Genomic DNA, 24,615 nt, shown 5'->3' on the forward strand with positions numbered 1-24,615 from the left:
AGAACCCAGGCGATAACCCATCCCCATCCCGACCTTCCCCTTGAAGGGGAAGGAGCTTACAAAACGCATAATACGGTCAAGAGAATTCAGGCAAATTTGAGATTGCTCAGGAGAGACGAGCCTTGAAGGGCAGGTGTAACCCGCGCTACCAGATATTTTGATATGTGGCGATGGTGATTGAGAGTGAGAAAAATAGTTGAACGATAAATCGTTAAAATCAATTTACCGCGCGGGTTGCACCCGCCCTACCCAATCTCAAATAAAGCAAAAACCACCCTCCCCTTACAACCCCAAAGGCTGCAACAAAGCCTGTAAATCCTCAACATTAAACTTCGTGGAGAACGCCGCATCACTACCAAGCACACCTTCCGCCAACGCTGCTTTACGTTCCTGCAAACCAAGTATGCGCTCTTCTATGCTGCCCTCCACCACCAATTTATACACAAAAACTTTCTTGTCCTGTCCGATACGATGAGCGCGTGACGTGGCTTGTTCTTCGACCGCGGGATTCCACCATGGGTCCATGTGGATCACGGTATCAGCAGCCGTTAAATTCAAACCCACTCCACCAGCCTTTAAGCTAATTAGCATAATTGGCGGCGCATTGTCTTCAGCTTGATTTTGAAATCGTGCAACCACCGAACCACGTTGCGCTACTGGTGTTTTTCCTGTCAGACTCAAAAATGGCAAAGCCAATTTATCCAGCTGTACTGCAATCAAATCCAACATCTCGGTGAACTGGGAAAATACCAAAATACGTCTGCCTTCTGCCACCAAGCTGGGCAGCATATCGCTGAGCATTTCTAGCTTAGCGCGCTCCATGGTGTCGGGTGTTTTGGAACCCTTTAAAAGATAAGGATCACAGCAAACCTGACGAAGCTTTAAGAGCGCATCGAGTATCGTAATCTGGCTGCCAGAGAATCCTTTGTTCTTTAGAATTCTTCGAATTTTCTCGTCCGCCGCGACTCGTACACTTTCGTATAATTCACGCTGCTGTCCTTGCAATCGCAGCCGTTTGATCACCTCAGTCTTGGCTGGCAATTCACTTGCGACTTCATCTTTACGGCGACGCAAAATAAAAGGCCGCACACGGCGCGCTAATAATTGTGCTCTTAAGGTTTCACCATTGACTTCGATAGGTTTGCGCCACAGTCGTGTGAAGCTGCGCATATCGCCCAAAAAGCCTGGCATCAAAAAGTCAAACTGCGTCCACAATTCACCCAGATTATTTTCTAGTGGCGTACCTGTAATGCATAACCGATGCCGTGTACTGAGACGACGCACCGCGTCTGCTCCACGACTGGAAGCATTCTTCACGGTTTGCGCTTCATCCAAAATCAAAAGATGGAATTCCTGCTGTTCCAAAACGGCTAAATCGCGCCACAACAAAGGATAGGTCGTCAATACGATATCGACCTCAGCCATCTGAGCAAAATTCTCGGCACGTTGCGCACCCTGTAATGCCAACACGCGCAAACTTGGCGCCATACGCTGTGCTTCTGCCTGCCAGTTAAACACCAGCGACGTCGGCAACACAATCAATGCAGGTTTATCCAAGCGCCCTGCTTGCTTCTCGATCAAAATATGCGCCAGCGCCTGCGCGGTTTTACCCAAACCCATGTCATCCGCCAAAATACCAGCAAGATGATGCTCACGCAGGTATTGCAGCCACGCCACGCCATGCAATTGATATGGCCGCAAAGTGATACCCAAACCAACTGGCGCAACGACAGGCTTTAATTCGCCCACCATTTGCAAGCGCTGCGCCAATTCACGCAAACCCAGATCACCACGCAGTTGCCAGCCGCCATGCACACCAGCTCGCGCGGCCTGACTATCGAGCAAAGATTGGCGTAAGGCCTCCAGTCGATAGCCGTCCCAGGCCGACAAATGCAACGGTCCCGCCATTTGATCTTGTGCACGCTGCTCGTCGCTCAACAACTCCAGCATATTCATAACGATGGCCTTTAGTGGTGCGGCCAAAGCATCAACGCGTTTTCCACCTGGCGCACGCAACTGTATGACTTCAAGATCATCGATTGCTATTACCTTCTTCGCATCTGACCATCGCGCATCACGTCGCAACAAATTGGCCAACATCGGTACCAGATCCACAATCTGACCATCAATCTCCACACCCAAACTCAACAACCAAGATCCTTCACGCGCCGGCAAACCAAGAGGCACGATAATCGGCGCATAGCCACGCATGGTGGCAGCGACTTCTTTGCCTAGCACTTCTCCAGTGTCGGGATCCAAAATTAAATGCCAAGCATCCACAGGCACACTCTCATGCGCAAAGCCCGGACGCACGACAACACGCCAACCTAGCGCCTGCAAACGCGGTAATTCTTCCGCCCAAAAATCCGCAAAAAAACCTTCTTGTTGCAAACTCCATAGCGGACCAAATTGCAAAGCAGCATCTTCACTGCGCCATTGCAAACTACTTGCTGGCACAGGTTGTAAATTTAAGTCCCACACTTTATCCAAAGCATCTGCTTCTGCACCGAGATCGCGAACGAGGACAACCGGCTGGCCTTGCGCGTCTTCCATTAAATGGGTGGCATGTGGTCGGCGATTTAATAGCGTGATTGGTGCTGGCGTTGTCCAGCTCAAGCCCGTGTCTGTGGTGTAGAGCCAATCAATTTGCACCACTGTGACACAGCCACCGCGCGGGCCGAATGTGCCTGTGGGCTTCATTCCCAATAAGCCGTCACCTCGGTGTAGGGTTTGTAGGGTGATGCGGGGTTGGAAGTGGGCGTGGTGGGTTGTTGGGGGTGGCATTTTGGGTATCAATACTGTCTTGAGTTTGAAAGAAGTATACCGCGCTTTATTGGTTGGAATTTTAATTTGGATTGGGGTTTGGTTTGAGGCTTAAATTCCTCATAGTAGACGCAACGCATGCTTTATTTTCAACGAATAATTTATCGATTTATTTGACTCTAATTTACTTTTTGTGGATTGCTGATCGTTCACAGGTCGGGTGTGGCCCGACAGCCAATTACCTTTTTTGCTTCGTCAAAAAAGGTAATCCAAAAAAGACGGCCGTAGACTCGCCCTGCGGGTGCTTACGCTACGCTCCAGCATAATTTGTGAATCACAAAAAATGGGAAAGTGTTGAAACTCGCCTTCGGCTCAGACAACAACACTTTCTTATCCATTTTCTGTGGCACACAAATTACATCGTCTTAAACGGGGGCAGGTCAAGAACAACTACAACATCAAAACAAACAGTCCCAAAGGACATTCTTTTTTCTACTGGCTGTTGTAGGTATTTGCTTTTGACTTTGCTTTTGACTTTCATCCACTTCTGACACTGCCAATTTTGCAGGACAGAAAATGGATAAAGAAAGTGTCGTTGTTTGAGCGTAGCGAGTTTCGACACTTTCCCATTTTTTGTCTTGCACAATTGGGAAGCCGAAGGCCAGTGGCAGCGTGGTCGCCTTTCTTTTGCTGTCTTTTCTTTGGCGAAGCAAAGAAAAGACAGTAGCTGTCGGGCTACCCCCGACCTACAGACCTAAAAAATACAGCAACGCTTCGTTAAATGAACAAAATAGAAGCCAACCTAAGACACGACCCAAGCGTGGGCAGACAAATCCTGCCCATCCTACGCTCTCGCGGCTGTAGGTCGTTGGTTCTGACTTTGGTCTTGAACTTTATCCATTTCTGACACTGCCAACTGTGCAGGACAGAAAATGGATACAGAAAGCTTCGTTGTTTGAGCGTAGCGAGTTTCGACACTTTCCCATTTTTTGTCTTGCACAATTGGGAGGCCGAAGGCCAGTGGCAGCGTGGTCGCCTTTCTTTTGCTGTCTTTTCTTTGGCGAAGCAAAGAAAAGATAGTACCTGTCGGGCTACCCCCGACCAGAGGTCAAAGAGATTAGCTGAGAAGTTATTTACAAGATACGTCCGATGAAGACATCCATATCGATAAACGCTCAGCGTCGATATACATCAACAAACGCATTTGATGACTCTATCTAAATCTGAACGTCCCTCATCCCCAACCCTTCTCCCGCTAGCGGGAGAAGGGAGCTTAAAGCAACAAACTATCAGAAATATTATTTCAGAGAGAAATTCCACTATTTCGCAGAACAAATAAACGGATACTCACGATTATCAATAATCGGCTCTACCCCAAAGAAATCATTCAACACTGACTCGGCGGTACAATATGCCCCCTCCACCCAAGCCTGATCATTCGAATACGCTTCGCCAACGATGAAAATATTCACATCCGTCTTCTCCATCAACTGCGATGGTTTACGAATTTTCTGCTGTACATCACCGATATTAAAATGCGATGCCCACGCGTGATAGCCAGCGTTGAATGGCGGCAATGACCAATCCATATACGCTGCTTCGACTGGCGCTGGCACCATCGTGTAATCAGAATTTGGACCAAAGTGAACTTCGGCCAATTGCTTACGCAACATTTTCACCATGCGATCTGGCACTTTTTTCGGCCCCTGTAAGGTCTGTACGTTTTCATTATTCGGAATGCGTTGTTCCTGATCTGGCTCTAGCTCCATCTCTTTCCAAAATGTCGTATACACCTCGTCGTCATAGCTGGCGAGTAAACCATAAACAGGCTTAGCTTTAGGATCGGTCGCGTTATTGCCAAAATACACGACCTGACGTATCGGTGTATCAGTGACGCTAGGGCCGATGGTGCTGTTGAACGTCACTTGCAGTAAGGCGTTTTCGTGTTTGAGACTTAAGCGTTCTTCAGTGATTGCTTCGACTGCGCTGATCAAATCAGCCGAACTCGCATACGGATTACCTACCAAACTACTGAGCGCTTTTAAAGCCGCTTTCGATAAACCCAAGGCTTTTAATTGCACGACCGCTCGTTGCGTCACTTCATAGCCCGTTAATTGCGGCATGTAGGTTGGAGGATTTGGCGCATCTGCAGTCCACCATGGCGTGTCAAAAAACATCCCTACTTTGTACGAAGGCTGCATAATGGCAGCTTCTAAATACAACTGGACTTTACGGTGATTGAGAACGTCGGTCATTCCAACTTCGACATCAAAGCGTGAACCTTGCGCCACTTGTTCAATCGCATGACGTGGCATCGCTAACCAAGCTGCATCGGTGGTTCTAGTACCCGCTTTCTTCCATGGATTTTCGCGAGTGGCGTAACTGTAATGAATGGTTTTGCCTTTCGCGATGATAGATTGCAATCGCATATTGGGTTGATAGTTAAAAATCACGCCCTGCGCTTTGGCGAGCTTGATGATCTCCTCAAACAAGGCATTGAACATACCTGAATAACCGATGTTGATGGTCTTGTATTGATTACCTGGTGTGAATTCATTGTTCGCCTGAAACGCATAGGCTGAGTTCCAGTTGATCACGTTCGAGCTATAGCCATTGCCATCGGCAGCGTAATTAAATCCTTCATTCCCGAGTTGGTCGTACATCAGATTCCAGTAACCTATGTCCTTGAGTTTATCGCCTTTTTGATAGACCGAACCATCACCGGTATTAACCTTGATCACGCCGTCACGATAGAAAGTATCCCACTGACGACGCGTCATATTTTTAGTCACCGACAGTTTTTCTAAAGTCGAGAAGCCATTATCAGGTGCAGCATCTGCGCCGTAATGATCAACGTGATATGGCGCTGGATTTTGCGAAGTGATTTGGCTTAGAAAAAAGTTTTTACTGCGCAAATAGTAGAGAGGATTAGTCGATTCATTGAACGGCACAGAATATCTATCCAAGCCTAACTGTTTAATCACCGTGGTGACAACGCGGTGTCCGGGCGCAGTACCATTATTGGCGTCTTTGGCATTCATATCCCAATCCGAATAACGCATGCCGCCTAATTCCAAGTAAGCCTGAGTTTTATCGTTCTTGTAATGCCAAGTGCAGATACGAGCACCCGCTGCGCGCGTGCCGGGATGCGCTTTGGAGAAATCGTAACGTCCCCAGTCGTAGAGTTCTAGCGTATCGCCTTTGGCTAGCTTTTTACTTTTATCTTTACTGTTCTTCACTTCCCCATTCAACAAACGCCAGGCTGTGTAAAGTCCAGCTGCACCAGCACCGAAAATGGAATATGTCTTTGTCGTTTGATTTTGCTTTGCCATGAAAGTCTCCTAAAATTCACTCTTGATTGATAAGTTGAAATTACACTGGCAAAGTCTCATTCCCAAGACGCGCCATTTGTTGTGGCAAATCTTTTTCGGGAATACAAACTTCCACCAAAATAGGTTGCGACTTGATCTTCTTAATGAGTGGCAGAACGCGCTTCAATTCCTCTACCGTTTCGACTCTAAAGCCCTTCGCACCGAAGGCTTGCGCCAGTGCCATATAGTCCCATTTCGGCAAGATGTCGAAGCTATCAAACTTATGCTGCGGACCGGCTTCAAAAGCCGTGATGTCGACATACACTTGTTCGATCGCATACACGCCATTGCTCATGACAAAGATCACTGAATTCAAATTATTACGAACCAAGGTAGACAAAGATTGGCAAACCATCATAAAACCGCCGTCACCCGCGATGGTCAATGCACGCTTACCACTGCCTAATTGGGCACCCGATGCAGCACCAGTCTCAAAGCCTATGCATTGCCAAGCGGCGGAACTGATATAGCTGCCCTGCTTCATACCTATCGCATTGCTAGCGACATACATCGCGCTGCTGACGCCATACACCATGACGATGTCGTCCATCATCTTGTGATCCTGCAAGAACTTCATCGTGTGCTGGAAGAAGCGGTTGTAGGTGATGACTTCGGGTTTATTATTCCAACGTATATCCGAATTCGAAACCCAGGGTTCGGGATAGATGGGTTTCGCTGGGGCTTGTACTTTTAAAGGATAAGCTTTAGATTTCTGAAAGCGCTTCAACAAGGCTTCCATAAAATCTTGCATCATCACGCCCTCGTATTGGAAGTAACCTACCCGCATTTGCCCTATGGAGCTTTGTATCATTTGCGGATACTTGTTTTGCATCAACCACAGATAATCGTCGGTCAAAATAGTACCTAGCGAAATGATGCAGTCAGCTTGTTCTACCGTGGTGATGACGCTGGCAATGGATGCCTGATCGGCGTAAGTGCCAATGAATTGTTCACCCACTTCATCGACTACCGTTTTCCCCAAAGTCGTTGTGGTATAGAGAATGCCGCTGGTATCGATGATTTTTTGCAGAAGTTCACTCAGGCCAAATCGCAATACTTCTACTCCAGCAAAGATCAAAGGTTTTTTCGCAGCAGTAATCTGCTCCCAGGCCACCTCAACTGCATTTTCCAAAGCTAATGCTTCGCTTTGGGTACGCTGTGCTTTTAATGGCGTTGCTAATGGACGTGGGCAAGTTTCAGCCCACACCTCTTTATAACAAGCGATGTACACCGGACGTTGATGGGTCAACGCGGCGATCAACAAGGCATCAATTTTCTCTGCAGCACCGACCGAAGTGCTTAGGGTTTCAGACGCTACCGTCACATTCTTAAACACATTCTGATCAGCATCGAGGTTGCCAGTGGAATGGTGAAAAATCATGCCGTACATATTGGTTTGATTACGCATATCTGCACCTGGGCATGCACTAATCACCACGATAGGACTGCGTTCGACGTAAGCACCAGCGACTGCGTTCAAGGCACTAAAGGTACTCACACCATATTGCAAAGAGACTGCCGCAAGACCACGTGTACGCGCATAGGCATCGGCGGCGTAAGTCGCATCTAATTCATTGACGGCACCGATGGTTTTGATGCCCTCAAACTCTTCCAGAGCTTGGGTGAAATGTTTGACGTAATCACCGGGAATTTGAAACACATCGGTCACATTCAATTGCAATAGACGGGTTAGCAGATAATCGGCTACGGTAAATGGTGGGCGGCTCATCGTGGACTTCCCTTATGATTATTTGAAAATCATCAGTAACTAATCGACGCATCTTTAAGTCAATCGTGTGTAAACACTGCGAACATTTTGCGTAGTGCAATTTGCATGCCAGTCAGGAAATTAATGAGGAAAACGCATGGAGCGTAGAATGAAAAACGAACGCGAACACCGAGTTTGCTCGGCTAGATCGCTCGATTGAATAAGAAGGAAAATTTGAAAATTTAACGTGTTAAGAAATAACTTACATGCCAATGATTCGGTAGGAAGGGTCAAAAAATCGAACGCGCAGTCATATTGGTAAACAACTCCAGAGCCATCACACCAGCCAGAGAATTACCCGCAGGATCGAGTCCTGGCGACCAAACGCAGACCGCCAACTCGCCAGGCACCAGCGCTAGAATACCACCGCCAACACCACTCTTGGCAGGCAAACCCACACGAAAAGCAAAGTCGCCAGCCACGTCATAGGTACCACACGTCAGCATCAAGGCATTGAGTCGCTTGGCTGAGCTAGAGTCTAAAACTTTTGTCCCACTCCAAGGAATGGTGCCGTGATTGGCTAAGAAGCTACCTGCCTTTGCTAGTTCCAAACACGTCATGGTGATCGAGCATTGACGACAATAGCTTGCAATCACCGAGTCGACCGGATTATGGAGATTACCAAAGTCTTTCATCAAATGTGCAATCGCACTATTCCTATGCGCGTGTTTTTCTTCGGAGATCGCTACCTCTTTATCAAAGTCGACTTTTACCTCATCCGACAACATACGCATAAACTGCAAAACCGCTATGTCGGCCTGCACAAAACGCTGCGCCAAGATATCGTTAATTACCAATGCACCGGCATTGATAAAGGGATTACGCGGAACACCACGCTCGTATTCCAGTTGCGACAAGGAGTTAAATGGATTGCCAGAAGGCTCACGCCCTACTCGCTTCCAAATCGCACTACCTTCACGTTCAAAGGCCAAAGACAAAGCAAATAACTTGGTAATACTTTGCGTCGAGAATTTTTGCTGCGCATCACCTACCGTATAACTGCTTCCGTCCAAACAATACACCGCCATGCCAAAGTGTTGCGGTGACACTTTGGATAACTCTGGGATATAGGTCGCAACCTTGCCTTGAGCTAGCAAGGGTTGAATTTCTTGATGGATGTCGTCTAAGATTCGTTGGTAGTTGATGGCCATGGGATAGAAATCATAAGGCTTAAGCGACTAGTGCGAGCAGATCGCAGTCTTTTCGAAATTGATTGAATAACGATACCGGGTTTCCCATGCGTGCGATTAAACGTCGTTTCACGTGACGATTAATCGCACCTACCAATATTTCGATTAGGCTTCAGAATGTTCTGAGTGATAGCGCGTAACGAGCTCCACCTCGTTCTTAGAACCCAAGAACACCGCAACCCTTTGGTGTAATGAAGTCGGTTGAACATCTAACATACGCTGTTTGCCATCAGTCGAAGCACCACCTGCTTGTTCGACGATCATGGACATAGGATTGGCTTCGTACATCAAGCGCAATTTGCCTGCTTTATCCGGTTCGCGCTTGTCTGCTGGGTACATGAAGATGCCGCCGCGGTGCAAGATACGGTGTACATCGGCTACCATAGCGGCGATCCAACGCATATTGTAGTTTTTGTTGAGCGGGCCAGTTTTACCTGCCAACATATCGTCTACATAGCGCGTGACTGGTGGATACCAATGACGTACGTTGGACATATTGATGGCGAATTCTTGCGTATCGGCGGGGATTTGGATATTACGTTCTGTCAGTACCCATGAACCCATTTCACGATCCAAGGTAAAGCAATTCACGCCGTTGCCAGTGGTAAAAATCAACATCGTTTGCGGACCATAAATGGCATAACCAGCGGCAACTTGTTGACTGCCTTTTTGCAAGAAGTCTTTTTCAGTCGGCGTATTCAAACCTTCTGGCGCTTTCAGAACAGAGAAAATCGTCCCGATAGACACATTCACATCGATATTACTAGAACCGTCGAGTGGATCGAACAAGAGCAAGTATTCGCCTTGTGGATAACGATTGGGGATTGGATGAATGGTTTCCATTTCTTCCGATGCCATCGCCGCTAAATGGCCACCCCATTCGTTCGCTTCTAACAGAATTTCATTCGATAAAATATCGAGTTTCTTTTGCACTTCGCCTTGCACATTTTCCGTATGCGCCGTACCCAAGACTTCACCCAAGGCACCCTTACCGACAGCGTGGCTGATGGTTTTGCATGCACGAGCAACCACTTCAATTAAGAGGCGCAATTCGGCAGGGATATTACTATTGAGCCTTTGCTCTTCGACCAAAAACCGGGTCAGACTGATGCGTTTCATATTTTTCCTTCTTAAAATTGGATCTTATAAAATTCTTCTCTTACTGGTTTTTATGCAGCTAAAGCCTTCGTTACCACTTCCAACACATCCTTCGACAAATTCTTCGTTGCCGCTACTTTTTGCAAAGCCGCTTTCATTAATTCTTGATTGGCTTTTGGATATTTGGTCCACCTATCCATGCTTCGCGATAAGCGCGCGGCAACTTGAGGATTGAGCTTATTCAGTGCGATCACGCAATCGGCCCACAGTGCATAGCCGCTGCCATCAGCTGCATGGAAGCGCGCCGGGTTCGCATTGCAAAATGCAAAAATCAGACTACGTGCGCGATTGGGGTTACTCATGCTAAACGCTTTATGTAGCATCAGGGCGCGTACCTGTTCAACATCCGTTGTTGGTGCTGTCGCTTGCAGTGTGAACCATTTATCGACGACCAGCGCTTCACTTTCAAACTCTTTATAGAAGTGCGCCAACACTTGTTTGCGTGTCTTGCTATGCGCTTTATCCAATGCCGAAGAACAATGCAACATCGCGCTCAAAGCCGCGATACGGTCGGTCATGTTCTCTGCTTCTTGATACTGTGTATGCGCAAGGGCATACGTTGCCGTATCTGGCCATTCCACCAGATAAGCTAAAGCGCAATTTTTCAAAGCGCGCTTGCCCGCAGATTGAGCATCGGGGCTGTACTTACCCGGCGTCAAATTATCTTGATAGGCTTGCAGTAAATCAGCCTTTAAATGCTGCGCCAAAGTGGAGCGCACAAATTGGCGTGCTGTATGGATGCTATCTGGATCAGCCGTTGCCATGTCTTCGGCCATCATCACTTCGGAGGGCAATGTTAGTACCAATTCACGGAATGCAGGATCAAGATTTTGATCATTCAAAGTTTTGCGCAATGCGTTGATGAACAAATCATCGAGGCTCAGCGTTTCACCTCGCTGAACTGAACTGACCAACTTCAATAAACGACGCATCGCCAAACGTTGCCCAGCTTCCCATCGGCAAAATGGATCGCTATCGTGTGCCAGCAAATGCGCCAATTGTTCATCGCTATAATCAAATTCCAAAATCACTGGTGCAGAAAAATTGCGCAGTATGGATGGCGTCACTTCACTACCTATATGGGTGAACACAAAGCTTTGCTGTGCTTCTTTCAATTCTAAAATCTTGGTCGTACTGATGGTAGATTCATTCTGCAATTGAAAAGCGATATCTTTTCCTTCAGCATCAATCAGACCAACAGCCACTGGAATATGGAAAGGCAATTTCTTCGCTTGCCCTGCCGTCTTAGGGCAAGATTGGCTCAAGGTCAAAGTATAAGTTTGGGCCTCTGCGTTATAACTTGATTCTGCTCTGACACGCGGCGTACCGGCCTGACTATACCAGCGCTCAAACTGCTTTAAATCACGTCCATTGGCATCCGCCATCGCCGCACGGAAATCATCGCAGGTAACCGCTTGTCCATCATGCCGCTCGAAATACAAATCCATTCCTTTGCGGAATCCATCATGACCCAGCAGTGTGTAATACATGCGGACGACTTCTGAACCTTTTTCGTACACCGTCACCGTATAAAAATTATTGATCTCAACAAAAGAATCTGGACGCACCGGATGCGCCATCGGGCCTGCATCTTCCGAAAATTGCAATTGACGCAGCACGCGTACGTCTTCTATGCGCTTCACTGCGCGCCCCGTCTCGTTACCGACTAAATCGCCAGAAAATTCTTGGTCGCGGAAAACGGTCAAGCCTTCCTTCAAAGACAATTGAAACCAGTCGCGACAAGTCACGCGATTGCCGGTCCAATTGTGAAAATATTCGTGGCCAACCACTGATTCAATCCCTGCGTAATCGCTATCCGTCGCGACGCGAGAATTAGCCAACACATACTTGGTGTTGAAAATATTCAAGCCCTTATTTTCCATCGCACCCATGTTGAAATCGCTCGTCGCAACAATCATGAAACGGTCGAGATCGAGTTCCAAACCGAAACGTTCTTCATCCCAGCGTATGCTGTTCTTGAGAGAATCCATCGCGTGCTGGGTTTTGTCGAGATTACCCTGTTCTACCCACACTTGCAGTAACACTTTACGGCCAGATTTGAGTTTGTAATTTTCTTCCTGACAGACCAACTTACCGGCGACTAAGGCAAACAGATAAGATGGTTTTTTGAACGGATCTTCCCACTTAGCGTAATGACGACCATCACCGAGATCACCTTGTTCTATCAAATTACCGTTCGAGAGCAAGACCGGATACAGCTTCTTATCACCTCGCAACATCACGGTGTAACTCGCCATCACATCAGGACGATCTGGGAAGAAAGTAATTTTACGGAAACCCTCGGCCTCGCATTGGGTAAAAAAATTGCCGTTGGAGACGTACAGACCCGACATCGTGGTGTTTTTGTCTGCTGCGATGGCCGTTTCGATTTCAAGTGTGACTTGATCGGGCGCATTGCTGATGACCAAACGCTCTTTGGTCAAGGTGTACGATGACTTTTTCAGATTCACATCATTCATACGCAATTGCAGCAGCTTGATATCTTCGCCGAACAAGACTAAGTCTTTTTCTGCACTCTCATGGTTGCGGCGCATCGTGATGCGAGTCGCAACATGGGTACGTAACGGATGCAAATCGAAGCCCATTTCCACAGTATCGACCCAAAAGCCGGGAGCAATGTAATCTTTACGATATATGGTAACGGGAGCCGCTACAGGCATGTCTTGCGCAGGTTTTCGCATAAATTGAACTCAATTCAAAAATGAAGCCAAATAAACTGGTGTGGTCAACGGGATGAGAAATAAAGTCTGTATTTTACCAAGCACAAGCTTGGGATGGGCTTTTTAAGATGACTGTCAACAGACAAATCAACAAAAATAGTTATTCAAATAGTAGAGAATCCACAAACCGATCAATCCGACCACTGAAGGTTCAAAATTAGTAGAGTCGGCAACTTGGCGAAAGTGGTATGCACGTCTGTTTAATACATGCGCTACCTTTACAGACAAATTCGTTACAATTTTTCACAGACTTTTGCTCTAGCAAGGATCATGATAGAGTCGCAACATTCTGTAGACTTCAAACTTAAGCCACATGAACATGGCGGAACAAAAAAACTACGATGTAAAAATTCTGTCTAAGCACTAAAAGTTTTAGCCAGATCAAGTACTATCAAGTAACAGCGAAGTAAAATAAAGTGACGTTAGAATGAACCACTGTGCGCGAGCAATACCGGAGATGAACACCATGAATATTCTTAACAAACGTTTATTGTTAGTAGGCCTGATTTTTTGTACGGCGACACTCACAGGATGTGCCAGCACGTTTTACAGCAAAATCAGCACTGTCAATCAATTACCAGCGGGTTTTTCTGATAAAACCTATAGCTTGATCGAGCATCCTGAACAAGGGAAAGAGCCAGAATATCTGCATGCCAGCGAAGATGTAAAAGCTCGTTTGCGCGAATTAGGTTTTACTGAAACAGAGGCGGGAAAAGGCACACTGAAAGTTAAGCTACAACTGATATCCATACCTGGTAATGCGCACCTATCTTCACCATTTCGCTCGACCAGTTATATCGTCACGCCGTCCGGCATGGTGATACCCATTGGCGGTTTCGAACCCTATCGCTTTTATCCAGGTTTTGCCCGTTTGCCGTATCGATACTATCCACGCACTGTTTTCTATCCACGCTATTTCGGTTCTATGTACTCAGCGTTTCCGTTTGGTAGTCGCTTCGATCCAATTTATGACCCACGGTTTGAGGTCCGACAGTACTTTGATCATGGCATAGAAATCACAATCACCGAAGCTGCATCTGGCAAGTTGCTGTATTCGGTCAATGCAAAAACAACGAAAACCGATGTGGAAATCGACCCTTACATCGCGCTTCTAGTGGAAAGCGCGCTGCGCGAATTCCCGAATAAAACCGGCGACAGCACGGTAGAAATTCAGTTGGAAAAATAGAACAATAGCGTAGCAACTTAGTGCGCAAAAAAATCCCGGTGCATCAATAAGCACCGGGATTTTTATTTTTCAAAACATGTTTTACCGCCTGCACTCTACATATTCTACGAAGACAATTCACGCAAAGCGTATATCAAGGCGCGATCCACCAGCGAATTTACCAAAATCGTACTGACCGAACCAGTACGATACTTTTCTTCCAGCTCTTCTGCTGAAATAGAAAATGCTTGGTAGCCTTGGCGATTAGCAAAAATAAAACTAGTGCGTTTCGGACTAATCCACGCCAATTTATAGCGATTCACTTGTTCATTCTCGTCACTAAAATCGAGCCAGATGCCACGTTCCAAACTGGCCACCTGCTTAGTTGCCTCATCATCAGTATGCGCGACTTTTTCCTGCACAAATCGGTCAAGGCGGCGATTGCTGGCACGCTGAGCGATGTTAACCGCAATTTCTAATTGACGGCGCGGTGACAACTCTAGAGGTGCTCTCGCCATAGAAGCGTGACGCTCGGCCAGCTTGGAAAAAAACAAGACACGGTCAGGTTCATCCCAGCGTATCGCGTTCAACCATGCGTTAAGCAGCGTCAACATGGCAGGCAATTTTGCAATCAATTCTTTGCGTTCATCAGCACTGTTCTTCGGTTTCAGACTCCAGATCAAATCATCCATCGTCTTTAAAGCGTTTTCTAATGCGTGCGGCTTTTCTTCTTTCACGCTATGCGCTATCGTCAGAATCCTTATCCATTGCTCTTGCAAAAAGACTTCCAAGAAGCCTGCAACCTCACCCGTCTCTACCCGAATCGCTACATCATGCTCTGCGAACTCACGAGCCACTCGCATTTTCTCTTCGCTTAATGCTGTCTGTACCGGTTGACTGATCGCTTCTTGCGCTTTGACTTCTTCATCTTTAAGGTAGTTTTCCAAATCTGATACCACATCGGAAAACAAATCAATGCGCTCATCAAATTCGAACTGAACCCGCTCTATCACATCACCAATAACACCTAATAATGGGTCAATTTGAGAAGTTTCATTATCCAGAATAATCCCAGAGCTACCAAGAATATCCATCAAGGTACGTGCAGGGTGAGACTCGCGAAAGAAAAAATCAGAGTCCTGCAATGCCACCCTCAAAATAGGAATTTGCAGCTGAGAGATCATCGATTTAACATCATCACGCAAACTCACATCAGTAAAAATATAATCAAACACACGCGCCAGCAACTCCACGGTATTGCGTTGAATCAGGCTCAAACTATCGGCCGATGGTGCTCGTAAGACCTTGCGCAGGCGAGACTCGAATTGCGGGCCATCGGCATCATTCTGAGCAAAGTCTTTTTGCATCTCAACCAAATTAGCGAAAAATTGGTGATCAACCGTTGCTTTATCTAAAGGTGTATCCTCATCATCCAAATCTAACTGATTGAGTAAGGTATCACTACCTGAGGCCAAACCATCGAGGCCATCGGCAGACGCTAATTCGAGTTGTCCAGAAAAGACCCGTTTTAGTTTATCCTGCAAATAAGGATCCAAACTAAACAGACTTTGCGCTGGCAAATAGGCGAGTACGCCTCCCGAGCTATCGAAATTATCATCAACTCCCGGGTGTATCCCTCGCGCCATTAACTCCTGATTAATCTCATCTAAGATAGGCGTTAATTGCAAGAAGATCGCTGGTTGTAATAGGCGCAGTACAATCAAATGTGACGCTGGATTAGGATCAAGCTCCACCCAGGCTTTATGCACAGCCGAGATGAATATCTCAGGACGAAAAGGATTTTGCGAGATATCGATAGGCATACGATTCAAGATCCGACCAATCAAACTATTCAATAAGACCAGCGATTCTGCATTCAATACTTCCATCGATTGACTGGCATTGCGCAGCAAAATCTTGCCTTCCATCTCTTCGTAAGTCTGCGCTGTCGTATCTAGGAATTGGCTTTCTTTTTTGAGCCGTTTTCTGGTGTTAAATACGCTCACTTCTTTACTAAGGGCGGCGTTGATTTGTCCTGCGACCAAACGATAAAAAGCTGTGCTATTTCGTTTAACCAATTGATGCGCTTCGAAACTAATTTTTGCTTCATCGGGGCGCACTGCTTGATCCGATAGCTTAAATAATGCATCGGCCAACCGGGTTGAAAAGGCTTCTAATTGCGAGGCAACTAAATTCGTTGCTAGCGGTACCATATTTTGCAAAATCAAGAGGCGTGACGCGTTGGAAGTCTCTGCCTTCTTACCTGCAGCAGTAGCAGCCGCACCTACCAACACACCAGCGTTTTTTTGGGATTTGTCAGCCGAGACCGGCATCAGTGGGATAGTGTCCATTGTTCAATTCAACCAGTAGCACGTTATAAATAAGCAATGCATATCAATCAGGAATACTTACGCGAATAGTCCCTTTAGTCGCATCCATTACATCTGTATCTTGCGTCGTTTTATCACTTACTGATGCTCGATTTGTGGCTGCAAAAAGAATGGCAGGCCGTACTACAAACCGTGGTAAGCCTCAGTTGCAAAAGTAATCGCAACGATCAACGCAACCGCAAATAGCAACACAATTAATAGACGACCAAATTTAGGACTGCCGTCATCAGCACTCGTTTTTTCAATTTCAGATCCGACTTGTTTTTCTTCAGCCATAATATTGAACAGTGTCGACTGTCCCCAAAGTATCCGTAAGTAAGGGTAAACCTATAAAGATTCAGTATATGTTGTTTTGCTTCTTTTCGACTAGTCCAGCGCACTAATCTGGCCTGCAAATAGGCGAAAAGAGGCTTTTAGCCACCATAAGATCGAACAGACTGGGGTCTGACATTCATAGTTATCTCATTTTCTACTCAGTAGATACATACCCAAAATAACCAGGCTAGCGCCGGCGATCTGCCATTCACTGATCACTTCATTCAAAAAAACCGTACCTAAAATCAAAGTCGAGACAGGACCTATCATGCCAGCTTGAGAAGCACTAGGCGCACCGATACGTTTTACCGCAAACATCGTCAGAAACACCGGAAACACCGTGCAGACGATGGCATTTACTACAGACAAAGCCAAGACTTGCGCGGGTTGAACTAACATAGTCACCGGACGCAAAAGAAAGAACTGCGCAATACACGCCACACTAGACACGCACATGGCATAGGAAACCAAGCGTAAAGAACCTATGCGTGCCACCATTTCACCCGACTGTATCAAGTAGGTCGCATAAGCAATTGCCGAACCGAGCACCAATCCCGCACCCAAGATCACTTGTTGCCCGTTAAACGATAAGTCATGCAAGAACACTAAAACAATTCCCAGATAAGCAATCAGCAAAGACAAATACTCAATTGGACGTATTTGTCGCTTGAACCAAAGCACATGGATGAACAAGACAAATGATGGTGTCAAAAACAAAATCAAACGTTCTAATCCGGCCGAGATATATTGCAAACCTAAAAAATCTAAAAAGCTAGACAAATAATAGCCAACCAATCCCAGACCTAACAAACGCCAACGATCCGCGGCACATAAAGGGGGATGACGCCAAGCCTGCCAAATGGCAATCGCGGCAAAAACTGGCAAAGAAAATAGCATACGAAAAGCAATTAAAGTCACCGCATCGACGTGATAACGATAAATTAACTTCGCAACGATGGCTTTTGCAGAAAACAAAATGGCACCGACAATCGCTAAACTTAAACCAGTTAAATGATTGCGGCGCTGTATGGCAGCTTGATCCAAAAACAGCTCCTGAAGTCGAGGTAGATCCTCATCAAATGAGATTGATTTATACCATTCTTATACCATTTTTTAGAAGTTATAATTTGATCTGAAAAGAAAGGACTTTTTAGAAAGCTGCCCGGCCACTGATCATTTATGCTGATAGACTTTCAGTACACCTTCATCAATTTGGATGGAAACGACGATGAACAAGGACATTCAGTACCACATACATGCTGCTACCTCAGACGATTTCGCCAACATCAAAGCGCTGTATCAAAGCGTCGCTCGACAAGGAGGTGGTATCGCCCGCACCGAAGATGAAATCACGGATGACTACATTCAGCACAATCTTGAGACTGCGATCACACGTGGCATCTGTTATGTCGCGAAGCGAGAAGAACAAATCGTCGGCGAAATACATGCCTATCCACCTTTCCCCAAAATATTCGCGCATATCTTGTCAGATCTGACGATTGCGGTGCACCCTGTTTTTCAGGGCACAGGGATTGGACGAGCTATATTCAAGGCCTTGCTTGAGGAAGTTAAACTGCATCGTACTAATATCTTGCGCGTCGAATTATTTGTGCGCCAATCGAATCTCAAAGCGATCGCTTTTTATCAGAGCTTAGGTTTCGAGATTGAAGGCCATTTTCAACAACGCGTACGCCGTCCCGATGGCGATCTGGAATCGGATATTCCTATGGCGTGGATACGTTCGGAATAAATTACTAAGCTGCGCTTGCAGACTTAAAAGAACGGCGAATCGACAGGCTAGCGTTTGACAATAGAGCAAAACGTTTACGCGCCTCAGACCGCTTGTGTGACGGGATTTCTTGGTAGTCTGGCTCAAGCAACTCTCGACAAGGCAGAGAAAAATCACCATTCTCCAGCCGACTCGCTTTATGTTCGAGCCAAGTCTCTTCGTAATTAGCGCGAACTTTGCCCTTTTTCATTGGCTGCGTCACAGTCCGATTGTCATTTCCGACCAACAGCAATTGCTGGCACTCAAGTTGCTGTCCTATTTGCTGAACCAAATTGACCAGCAAAGTTTTTGGTCGTAACCCGTGCATATCCCGTGTTGATTTTCGAATTAAATCAAGCGCGTCTTCGGCACGTCCGCCTTGCAAACAACCTACGCCAATTTGGAGCTCATCCTCAGTCTGAATAAAGGTAAAAGCAATTGAATACAGGAGCACTTGGTTTGACAAAAGTTGTAGTACCAATTCCCCCTCGCGCTCCATGACTTTGGTCGAGACCAATTGAACTTGGTACAGATCGCCGCTTTTCCCCAAAATATCCAAAAGCGTAAGGGGCTCATTTAACGCACCATTAATCATTCCCAACAAACCGCGCTGCTGAATGAACTGATAGTGCGATTGAATTATTTTGCTTCGCTGTCCGCAATCAAATTGCCGACTGAGATAAGGTCGATAAATCTTCTTGATTAATTGCGGACTGGCCGTAGCGATAGCGGTAAACGAATCCCTTGAATTCCAAAATGCTAGCCAAGCCCGCGTCACTTTAGGGTGAAGTCGAGCTCTGACGAACAACTTTAAATACTCTCGAAAAAAAGAAAGCCCCTGCCGACTGTCGTCTACACCATACGACAAACTTATTTTATTTAACACACTGGGCGACATATATAACTTTTTTGCTATTTTTTTAGATAAAGAAACTCATATTGAAGCGAAATTCAATCGCAACTAGCTGAAAATCTTTGCAGATTTCCTGTAGCATACGCGCTTGGTCGTATTGTAACTTAATGTTTCTATTCGTTACATAATGTATTAGTCTTGATCCTGGTTAGACGAAAAACGCAACGCTGAAATTGAAATTGAAACAATACTTTGGAAATAATCAGCCCAGCGAAAAATCGCGACTGCTGGTAATCGCACCGAACTGGATAGGCGACGCTATCATGGCTCAGCCCTTATTGCGGCTCCTGAGAGCGCAACATCCCAATGCGCAAATTGATGTCCTGGCACCCAAATGGGTTGCGCCAGTTGTACAGGCGATGTCCGAAGTGGATATGGTGCTTGAAAGTACGATTCGTCATGGATCCATCAAAATTCGAGACTACTGGAAGCACGCACAAGAAATAAGAAGAAAAGAATACTCAGCAGTTTATGTGTTGCCCAATTCAATCAAATACGCCTTACTTCCTTGGCTGGCAGGGATCAAGAAAAGAATCGGTTATCGTGGCGAAACCCGCTACGGTCTGATTAATGTGATGCACCATGATAGCAAAATCAGTCCTAGACCTATGACCGATTTTTATGCTGCGCTCGCAAGAGCGCCGCAAGATCCGATTCCGGCGACGTTACCAAAGCCTAGATTGAGTGTATCGACCTTAAAGAACGAACAATTGTTTGGGAAATTTGGGCTAGCGACAAATTTGCCTATTATCGTATTGGCGCCAGGCGCAGAGTTCGGTTCTGCAAAGAGATGGCCAGAAACGTATTTCGCCGACCTTGCACGCAAAATACTAGGCTTTAATCGCAAGGCACAAATCGTCATATTGGGAGGTCCGAATGACAGAGCGGTTTGCCAGCAAATACATGAGCAAGTTCCTAATGCCTTGAATTTAGCGGGCAATACCACCCTAGAGCAAGCGATAGGTTTGATTTCTGGCGCGAGCGCGATCATTAGCAATGACTCAGGTCTGTTGCATATTGCCTCGGCATTAAATCGCCCCACGCTCGCCATTTATGGGCCAACAGATCCACAACACGCGCCATCGCACTCCGACAAAAAAATATCGATCTCTTTAAATTTATCGTGTGCCCCTTGCAAACAAAAAGAATGCCCGCTCGGGCACAGAGAGTGTATGACAAAAATATCGCCCGACATGGTCTGGCAATCTTTGCTGCCTATACTGCTTGACACGATCTGAGCTTCAATCGTTTGCGATAGATCGATATAACAAAAATCCCCCTTTATCGCATGTTAAAATATGCGGTTATTCTATTCTCACAGAACCTCAGCAATGACCGATATCATCAGCACCCCAGAAAGCAACGACGAGCAAGACAGCGTTGCCATCAAAAAAGTATCCACTGAACTAATCCGCAAAGAAGTAGCGCGTCGCCGCACTTTCGGCATTATTTCTCATCCGGATGCGGGTAAAACCACGCTTACCGAGAAACTTTTGATGTTCTCGGGTGCGATTCAGTTAGCAGGTACGGTCAAAGCACGTAAGAGCGGTCGCCATGCGACGTCTGACTGGATGGAAATTGAAAAGCAACGTGGCATCTCAGTGGCGTCATCGGTCATGCAGTTCGAATACCGCGATCACGTGGTGAATTTGCTCGACACACCGGGTCACCAAGACTTTTCCGAAGATACTTATCGTGTATTGACCGCCGTCGACTCTGCATTGATGGTGATTGATGCGGCCAAAGGTGTGGAAGAACAAACCATCAAGCTGTTAAATGTTTGCCGCATGCGCAATACACCGATTATCAGCTTCGTCAACAAAATGGATAGGGAAACTCGCGATCCATTGGAATTATTGGATGAGTTGGAATCGGTCTTAAAGATTGATTGCTCGCCTGTCACTTGGCCGATTGGCATGGGCAAAACTTTCCGTGGTGTGTATCACATCTTAAAAGATGAAATCATGTTGTTCACACCAGGTAGTGAGCGCGCGGATCAAGAATTTGAAGTTGTCAAAGGTATCGACAATCCGCGTCTGGCAGAATTGTTCCCGCTGGAAATCGAACAACTGAAAATGGAAGTCGAATTGGTGCATGGCGCCTCTCATCCTTTTGATTTAGAAGCGGTGTTAGCGGGTACACAAACGCCCGTATTCTTCGGCTCGGCGATTAACAACTTCGGTGTACGTGAAATTTTGAACGCCCTGCTCGACTGGGCGCCAGCACCACGTGAACGCGATGCAACGGTGCGTACCGTTGGACCAACCGAAGAGCCATTCTCGGGTTTCGTCTTCAAAATTCAAGCGAATATGGACCCGGCACATCGCGACCGTATCGCCTTCTTGCGTGTTTGCTCTGGTCGCTTTGAACGCGGTATGAAGCTCAAACATTTGCGCATTAACCGCGACATCAAAGTTTCATCAGTGGTCACGTTTATGGCGTCTTCTCGCGAACAAGTTGAGGAAGCTTACGCAGGCGACATCATCGGCTTACCGAATCACGGCAATATGCAAATTGGTGATAGTTTTTCCGAAGGTGAATTACTACAATTCACTGGTATCCCTTACTTCGCACCAGACTTCTTCCGCATCGCTCGCATTTTGAATCCACTCAAAACCAAGCAATTACAAAAAGGCTTGCAGCAGTTGGGTGAAGAAGGCGCGGTACAGGTTTTTAAACCTATCGTCAGCAGTGATTTGATCCTTGGCGCGGTTGGTGTTTTGCAGTTTGAAGTCGTTGCTAGTCGTTTGAAAAACGAATACGGTGTCGATGCAGTATTCGAAGGCACGAGCATCAGTAGTGCACGTTGGATTACTTGCGAAGATAAAAAGATGTTGGCAGATTTTGAACGTTCTAGCGCGGGTGCGAATGTGGCTTACGATGCGGCAGGCAATATGGCCTACCTCGCCAGCTCGGGCGTGAATTTACGTTTGACCCAAGAACGTTGGCCGGATGTGGTATTCCATGCGACACGGGAACATGCTGCCAAGCTGGACTAAAATTTACATTGCATTCTAAAAAACGCGAAGCTAGAGAATTTCTAGCTTCGTTTTTTATGCCCTTGGTTGATGAATTGAGCAACAACAAAGTCATACCATTAATACAAACTCTTAGTATCAGTAGCCTTAAACGTAGCTCGTATTGGTATGCGTATGACAAAGGTTGTACCGACATTCAACGTCGATTTGACCGAAATTTTGCCTTCTAAGACACCTTCAACAATATTGTGGCAAATATTTAGGCCCAGCCCTGATCCACCTTGTCCAAATTTTGTCGTAAAAAACGGATCGAAAATTTTGTCTATGATTTGCGGATCTATTCCTTTGCCCGTATCACTAAACTGCATTTTGACATAAGCTGGGTCTCTCTCGTCGATTGAGGCATACCAAGTAATCTCGCCATTGGTAAGCTCTTCAAACCCATGTATCACGGCATTATTAAATAAATTAGCAATTACTTGCATCAGTGGACCTGGATAACTGTCTAGAACAATATCTGACGGCACGTCAATCACTAATTGAATATCTACTTTCCGTAATTTTGGACGTAAAGTTACCGCCAGCTCTTCCATGATTTTTCGCAATTGAAATTCACGGCGTAATTCGCTGGTCTGATCAACCGCGACGTTTTTAAAACTGGTAATCAACTCTGATGCCCGCCCTAAATTTTTATCAAGCAAGTCGGCGGCCTCTTCAACTCTCGCAATGAAATGATTTAAATTGGAACGTCGCAATTTGCCCTCTTCACTCTCCCGTCTGAGTTCCATCGCCAAGTGATTAATGGTTGAAGACACGGTGACAGAATTACCAATTGGCGTGTTTAATTCATGCGCAACGCCAGCGACTAGCGACCCGAGACTCGCCAGTTTTTCTGAAGTGATCAGTTGTTTCTGCGCTTCTTGCAGTTGGTTGAGGCTTTCTTCAATTTGAGTTTTTGACGTTTCCAACTCGTGTGTCCGCTGTTGGACACGGACTTCCAATGATTGATTTAGCTGGGTAATTTCTGTAATTTTTGTTTGAACCGCATCGACCACTTTATTGAAATGATCTGACATCACGCTAAGCTCGTCACGTCCCGAAACTTTGATGTGTAACTGATAGTTTCCCGCAACAATTTCTTGGCTGGCCCGAATCATTTGCTGCAAGCGATGTACGATGCGCTTACCTAAAAAGACGATCGCCAAAAAAGTGAGAAACATAATCAAACCAGTACGAATTAATGACTTCTCTCTGGTGTCTTCGGTGACCTCGATAATATTCTTTGTCGACAAACCGTACTGTAGAAATCCTACCTCAGCCTTTGGCAATAGAAGCGAATTTCGAATGTGGATGGCGCCTTCCAATGCCACTTTCTCAATATCCCCAGAAACGAAAGGAGTCGGCAAATTAGAATCAAACGCTTGGGTTGTCAGAAGAATTTTTCCATTAGAATCTCCAACAACGACATAAGTTAAACCATTCTTTGAATCACCTTCAACCATCTCATCTAGAAACGCTTGTACCGTCTTCAGATCATTATTGCTTGCGTAAGTAGCCACCGTAAAGTTAAGCAATTGGGAAGTTTGTACGATGCTGGTTTTGACGTTCTCAATCAAGGCCGCTTTCAATACTTCATTGCCACCCACAATGACATTGAAAACAAGTAGCGCAGACGCAAGGAACGCGACTAAAGTAAATTGCCCAATAATCGAAGTGCTAAAGCCAATGATCTTACGGTAAAAAATCATAGTTTTAAGAATTGACGTTAGGGGTAAATGACTTTAAGCGAACTGTCCAGTATCGCACGATCAATTTAAGCAATCCCATTGACGGTGGTGGCGACCATCTTCATTATATCTTTCACCTCATATTGCAAATGACTTGGTGATGCATTGCATTTTGACACATATTGTGAAGCTGACGCACTTTTGCATGCAGATCTAAATGTATTTTTACGGCGAATAAACTACAGTGCAGGCAACCCACGTGAGCACTTAGCTAAGGCCATACCGACAGCAGGAAAATCGGTGCCAAATTAAAAAGATTAACGGAAACTGCCATCGTCGTCGCGAAACTTGCGTTGATACTCTGCAGA

At 46.1% G+C, this 24,615-nt stretch carries 15 protein-coding genes; 4 read left to right on the forward strand and 11 right to left on the reverse strand.

Annotated features, from left to right (window positions below; genetic code table 11):
• Positions 1-282: 282 nt before the first annotated feature.
• The 6 genes from ACO0KZ_RS00925 to pepN all read right to left on the reverse strand — a co-directional run bounded on the left by ACO0KZ_RS00925 (position 283) and on the right by pepN (position 12,931).
• Positions 283-2,784, reverse strand: coding sequence for a DEAD/DEAH box helicase (locus ACO0KZ_RS00925; RefSeq protein WP_422991810.1), 2,502 nt, complete (start codon positions 2,782-2,784; stop codon positions 283-285).
• A 1,298-nt stretch (positions 2,785-4,082) separates the two neighbouring features.
• Positions 4,083-6,095: a hypothetical protein gene (locus tag ACO0KZ_RS00930; RefSeq protein WP_422991812.1), complete on the reverse strand. Its 2,013-nt coding sequence runs from the start codon at positions 6,093-6,095 to the stop codon at positions 4,083-4,085.
• Between the two features lie 40 nt (positions 6,096-6,135).
• Positions 6,136-7,863, reverse strand: a complete 1,728-nt coding sequence (locus tag ACO0KZ_RS00935) for an alpha-keto acid decarboxylase family protein (protein ID WP_422991814.1) — start codon at positions 7,861-7,863, stop codon at positions 6,136-6,138.
• 269 nt (positions 7,864-8,132) lie between these two features.
• A complete protein-coding gene (locus tag ACO0KZ_RS00940) occupies positions 8,133-9,047 on the reverse strand; it encodes a glutaminase (RefSeq protein WP_422992752.1) in 915 nt (304 codons plus the stop codon).
• Positions 9,048-9,197: 150 nt separating this feature from the next.
• Positions 9,198-10,211, reverse strand: a complete 1,014-nt coding sequence (locus tag ACO0KZ_RS00945) for a class 1 fructose-bisphosphatase (RefSeq protein ID WP_422991816.1) — start codon at positions 10,209-10,211, stop codon at positions 9,198-9,200.
• A gap of 50 nt (positions 10,212-10,261) precedes the next feature.
• Positions 10,262-12,931 carry an aminopeptidase N gene (gene pepN / locus ACO0KZ_RS00950; RefSeq protein WP_422992754.1) on the reverse strand — a complete coding sequence of 890 codons (2,670 nt, stop codon included), beginning with the start codon at positions 12,929-12,931 and terminating at the stop codon, positions 10,262-10,264.
• Positions 12,932-13,457: 526 nt separating this feature from the next.
• On the opposite strand from pepN, the gene ACO0KZ_RS00955 reads away from it, so the two are divergent.
• Positions 13,458-14,177, forward strand: a complete 720-nt coding sequence (locus tag ACO0KZ_RS00955) for a hypothetical protein (protein WP_422991818.1) — start codon at positions 13,458-13,460, stop codon at positions 14,175-14,177.
• A gap of 104 nt (positions 14,178-14,281) precedes the next feature.
• Here ACO0KZ_RS00955 and ACO0KZ_RS00960 read toward each other — a convergent pair whose 3' ends face one another.
• The 3 genes from ACO0KZ_RS00960 to ACO0KZ_RS00970 form a co-directional block, all read right to left on the reverse strand.
• Positions 14,282-16,507 carry a DUF1631 family protein gene (locus ACO0KZ_RS00960; RefSeq protein WP_422991820.1) on the reverse strand — a complete coding sequence of 742 codons (2,226 nt, stop codon included), beginning with the start codon at positions 16,505-16,507 and terminating at the stop codon, positions 14,282-14,284.
• 162 nt (positions 16,508-16,669) lie between these two features.
• Positions 16,670-16,822, reverse strand: a complete 153-nt coding sequence (locus ACO0KZ_RS00965) for a hypothetical protein (protein ID WP_422991822.1) — start codon at positions 16,820-16,822, stop codon at positions 16,670-16,672.
• 186 nt (positions 16,823-17,008) lie between these two features.
• Positions 17,009-17,905, reverse strand: coding sequence for a DMT family transporter (locus ACO0KZ_RS00970; protein ID WP_422991824.1), 897 nt, complete (start codon positions 17,903-17,905; stop codon positions 17,009-17,011).
• Between the two features lie 184 nt (positions 17,906-18,089).
• On the opposite strand from ACO0KZ_RS00970, the gene ACO0KZ_RS00975 reads away from it, so the two are divergent.
• Positions 18,090-18,611: a GNAT family N-acetyltransferase gene (locus tag ACO0KZ_RS00975; RefSeq protein WP_422991826.1), complete on the forward strand. Its 522-nt coding sequence runs from the start codon at positions 18,090-18,092 to the stop codon at positions 18,609-18,611.
• A gap of 4 nt (positions 18,612-18,615) precedes the next feature.
• Here the strand turns inward: ACO0KZ_RS00975 and ACO0KZ_RS00980 are convergent, their stop codons facing one another.
• Positions 18,616-19,527: a DUF535 family protein gene (locus ACO0KZ_RS00980; protein WP_422991828.1), complete on the reverse strand. Its 912-nt coding sequence runs from the start codon at positions 19,525-19,527 to the stop codon at positions 18,616-18,618.
• Between the two features lie 194 nt (positions 19,528-19,721).
• Between ACO0KZ_RS00980 and waaF the strand changes: the two genes are divergently transcribed.
• On the forward strand, positions 19,722-20,780 hold the full coding sequence (waaF, locus tag ACO0KZ_RS00985) for a lipopolysaccharide heptosyltransferase II (RefSeq protein WP_422991830.1): 1,059 nt from the start codon (positions 19,722-19,724) through the stop codon (positions 20,778-20,780).
• A gap of 93 nt (positions 20,781-20,873) precedes the next feature.
• Positions 20,874-22,541: a peptide chain release factor 3 gene (locus ACO0KZ_RS00990; protein ID WP_422991832.1), complete on the forward strand. Its 1,668-nt coding sequence runs from the start codon at positions 20,874-20,876 to the stop codon at positions 22,539-22,541.
• A gap of 98 nt (positions 22,542-22,639) precedes the next feature.
• Here the strand turns inward: ACO0KZ_RS00990 and ACO0KZ_RS00995 are convergent, their stop codons facing one another.
• Positions 22,640-24,268, reverse strand: a complete 1,629-nt coding sequence (locus ACO0KZ_RS00995; protein ID WP_422991834.1) for a sensor histidine kinase — start codon at positions 24,266-24,268, stop codon at positions 22,640-22,642.
• Positions 24,269-24,615 lie beyond the last annotated feature (347 nt).

The sequence above is a fragment of the Undibacterium sp. Di24W genome (assembly GCF_049340325.1).
Classification (GTDB): Bacteria; Pseudomonadota; Gammaproteobacteria; order Burkholderiales; family Burkholderiaceae_D; genus Undibacterium.